This is a genomic window from Isoptericola sp. NPDC057391 (assembly GCF_042668085.1).
In the GTDB taxonomy this organism is placed as follows: domain Bacteria; phylum Actinomycetota; class Actinomycetes; order Actinomycetales; family Cellulomonadaceae; genus Isoptericola.
The window spans coordinates 1-3789 of sequence record NZ_JBHVBO010000278.1 but is presented as its reverse complement, the minus strand read 5'-3'; the positions used below and the strand labels follow the sequence as shown (position 1 = coordinate 3789).

3 protein-coding genes are annotated in these 3789 nt (G+C 77.4%); all 3 read left to right on the top strand.

Features of this window, described 5'->3' with window-relative positions; genetic code table 11:
- On the top strand, nt 1-666 hold a 666-nt coding region (locus ACFUVW_RS20160), incomplete at its 5' end, for a glycosyltransferase (RefSeq protein ID WP_430573075.1).
- Nucleotides 659-2515 carry an ABC transporter ATP-binding protein gene (locus ACFUVW_RS20155; RefSeq protein ID WP_430573074.1) on the top strand — a complete coding sequence of 619 codons (1857 nt, stop codon included), beginning with the start codon at nt 659-661 and terminating at the stop codon, nt 2513-2515. The genes ACFUVW_RS20160 and ACFUVW_RS20155, both read left to right, overlap by 8 nt.
- The coding region (locus ACFUVW_RS20150; RefSeq protein ID WP_430573073.1) for a phosphotransferase family protein at nt 2505-3789 on the top strand (1285 nt) is incomplete at its 3' end. The genes ACFUVW_RS20155 and ACFUVW_RS20150, both read left to right, overlap by 11 nt.

Sequence of the window (3789 nt, the reverse complement as noted above, 5' to 3'; positions counted from 1 at the left end):
CCTTCGCGCGGACGCGTTCACGGGCGCCAGGGCGCCCTCCACTTCGGGAGGGATACGTCCGCGCGAAGAGTCCGACAGGACGCGACAGCGTTCACCGTGCTGTTCGTCGGCACCCTGAAGCCGTGGCACGGGCTCGACGTGCTCGTCGACGCCTTCGCCGGGCTGCGGGCCTGCGTGCCCGAGGCGCGGCTGCTGCTCGTCGGCGACGGCCCCGAGCGGGAGGCCGTCCTCGGGAGGGCGGACGCTCTCGGGGTGGCCGACGCCGTGGAGCACGCCGGGGCGGTGCCGCCGTCGGACGTCCCCGGGTTGCTGCACCGCGCCGACGTCGCCGTGGCGCCGTACCCGCCGCTCGACGACTTCTACTTCTCGCCGCTGAAGGTCTACGAGTACCTGGCGGCCGGGCTGCCCGTCGTCGCGAGCGCCGTCGGGGAGCTGCCCGAGGCGCTAGAGCACGGGGCCGCCGGTGTGCTGGTCCCGCCGGGCGACGCCGCCGCGCTGGCCGACGCACTCGTCGCCGTCGCGCACGACGACGACCGCCGCGCCGCGCTCGGCGAACGCGCGCGGCAGGTCGCCGTGGAGCGGCACGACTGGTCCGTCGTCGTGCGGCGTGCGCTCGGGTACGCCGGGGTGCGACTGCCGGAGCACGCGGGGGCCCGTCATGGCTGACACCTCCGCCGGCGTCGGCGCGGCGAACCGGTACAAGCCCCGCTCGATGCGGGAGGCGGGCCGCTCGTTCCGGCGCTTCTGGCCGCACCTGCGCCACCACGTGCGCCCGGAGCGCCGGCTGTTCGTGCTGGGCAGCCTGGCGATGCTCGCCGAGGTGGGGATGCGGCTGCTGGAGCCGTGGCCGCTGAAGTACGTGGTGGACGGCATCGTCGCCGCCACGGGCTCGACGGCGGCCGGGCCGGAGCCCGCGAACCTGCCCGCGCTCATCCTGCTCGCTGCGGGGTCGCTGCTCGTGATCGTGCTGCTCCGCGCGGGCGCGGCGTACGCGTCGACCGTCTGCTTCTCGCTGGCGGGCAACCGCGTGCTCACGGGGGTGCGGGCGGACGTGTTCGCGCACCTGCAGCGGCTGTCGCTGCGCTTCCACGACGGCTCGACGACGGGTGACCTCGTCACGCGCCTCACCAGCGACGTCACCCGCCTCAAGGAGGTGTCGGTGACGGCGATGCTGCCGATGATCGGCAACGTCGTGACGCTCGTCGGGATGGTCGTGGTGGTCGCGGTGCTCGACCCGCTCCTGGCGCTCGCGATGGTGGTGGTGCTGCCCGTCTTCCTGCTCACCAGCTCGCGCCTGTCCCGCACCATCAGGAAGGTCTCGCGCGACCAGCGCAAGGCGGAGGGGCAGCTCGCGTCGCTCGCCACGGAGACGCTGGGCGCGGTCAAGGTCGTGCAGGCGTACGCGCTCGAGGACCGGATGGGCGGGCGCTTCGCGCGCTCCAACTCGTCGTCGCTGCGCGAGGGCGTGCGCGCCAAGCGGCTGTCGGCCGGGCTGGAGCGCTCCACCGACGTGCTCGTGGGCGTCGCGACCGCCGTCGTGCTGTACGTCGGCGCGCAGCGGGTGCTCGACGGCGCGCTGACGCCGGGCGAGCTCACCGTGTTCCTCACGTACCTCAAGGCGGCGTTCAAGCCGATGCGCGACATCGCGAAGTACACCGGCCGCATCGCGCAGGCCGGGGCGTCGGGGGAGCGCGTCGTCGAGGTGCTCGAGAGCCGGCCGGAGGTGACCGACGCGAGCTGGGCGCGGCCGATCGGCCGCGCGCTGGGCGACGTGCGGTTCGAGGGCGTGTGGTTCTCCTACGTGCCGGGCCACCCCGTGCTGCGGGGGCTCGACCTGGCCGTGCGGCCGGGGGAGCGGGTCGCCGTCGTGGGCGCCTCGGGGGCCGGGAAGTCGAGCCTCGTCTCGCTGATCTCCCGCCTGCGCGACCCCGACGCCGGCGTGGTGCGGATCGACGGCCACGACCTGCGCAACCTCACGCTGGACAGCGTGCGCCGGTCCGTCGCCGTCGTGCTGCAGGAGAGCGTGCTGTTCCACGGCACCGTGCGGGAGAACATCACCGCCGCCGTGCCCGATGCCACCGACGAGCAGGTCGAGCGCGCCGCGCGCGTGGCGGGGGCGCACGACTTCGTCCTCGCGCTGCCGGACGGCTACGACACCGTCGTGGGGGAGCGCGGCGGCACCCTGTCCGGCGGGCAGCGGCAGCGCCTCGCCATCGCCCGTGCGGCGATGCTCGACGCCCCGGTCGTCGTGCTCGACGAGGCCCTCACCGGGCTGGACGAGCAGACCGAGCACGAGGTGGTCGACGCGCTCGGCCGCCTGACCCGCGGCCGCACGACGTTCGTCATCACGCACGACCTGGACGCCGCCCGCGACTGCGAGCGGGTGGTGCGGCTCGACGGCGGCCGCGTCGTCGCGTCCGGGCCGCCCGCCGTCGTGCTCGGCGACGGCCCCGACCTGCCGGCGGTGCCCGCGCCGCCGCACGCCCCGGAGGAGGTGGCGTCCCGTGGCGCCTGACCTGACGCTCGACCGCGCCCGCCCCCTGACCCTGGGTCAGGTCGCCGCCGCGGACCCCGCGATCTCCGCGCTGGGAGACGTCCTCGACCTCGACCGCCTGACGGCGCGCCTCGCGGCCGCCACGGGCGCGCCGGGGCGGGTCTCGCGGCCCTACCTGCGGTACAAGCCGGGCACCAGCGTCGTGCTGGCGTGCCGCTGGACGGGCGGTTCCGGCCCGCGCGACGTCCTGGTGCGTGCGTACGCCGACGGGTCGCGCGGCAAGCTGGACAAGGGCCTCGACCCGCGCCGGCCGGAGGAGGTGCTGCTGCTCGACCGGGACGCCGCCCTCGTCGTCACCGGCTGGGCCGCCGACCGGCGGCTCCCCGCGGCACGCGACGTCGCGGGCCTCGCGGCCGACGCCGTGGGGCGTCTCGCGACGTGGCGGCTGCTGCGGCACAACCCCGAGCGCCGCGCGGTGCTGCACACCCGCGGCCCGCGAGGGGAGGCGCTGGTGCGGGTCGTGCGGCCCGACGCCGTCGCGCGCGCCGCCCAGGGGTACGCGCTGCTGGGCGCGGTGTGCGACCAGGCGCCGGGAGCGACCGCCGTGCGCGTGCCGCGCCTGCGTTCCGTCGACGCCGAGCGGGGCGTCGTCGTCACCGGCTGGGCGCCGGGCCGCTCGCTCGACCGGCTCGACGCGGCCGGCGCGCTCGACGACGCGGCGCTCCGCGAGGTCGGCGCGCTCGCCGCCGCGCTGCACGGCGCGCGGCCCGCCGGGGCAGGACTGCCCACGCGCCCGGACGGCGCCGTCCCCCTGCACGGGGACCTGTCCCTCGACCAGCTCGTGCGCAGCCCCGCCGGCGAGCTGTGGCTGGTCGACGCCGACGCCGCCCGCTGGGGCCGGCCGGCCGAGGACCTCGGGTCCCTCGCGGCCGCCCTCGTGCGGGCGCACGGCGACGCCGACGCCGCCGCGGCGCGGCTCGCGGCGGTCCTCGACGGGTACGTCGCGGCCGGGACGGAGCCGGTCGCGGAGCCCGAGTTGCGCGCCGCCGTCGCCGAGCACCTGCGCCGCCGCGCCACCGAGCCGTTCCGGCGGCTGGAGGACGACTGGGCCACGACGTCCGCCGCGCTCCGGTCGCTCGCCGACGACGTCGAGGACGGCCGCGGCGGGGCGCTCGGCAGCGCGATCGCGACCGAGCGGCCGGTCGGCGGAGCGGCCACCGGGCGGGCGCCGTGGATCCGCACGGCTCCCGTCGCCGAGGCGCTCGCCGACGCGCTCGCGGCCCAGGGCCACGCCC

Excerpts from the sequence above, each read along its gene's own strand:
- ACFUVW_RS20155 (WP_430573074.1), top strand. The coding sequence starts at position 659 with ATGGCTGACACCTCCGCCGGCGTCGGCGCGGCGAACCGGTACAAGCCC.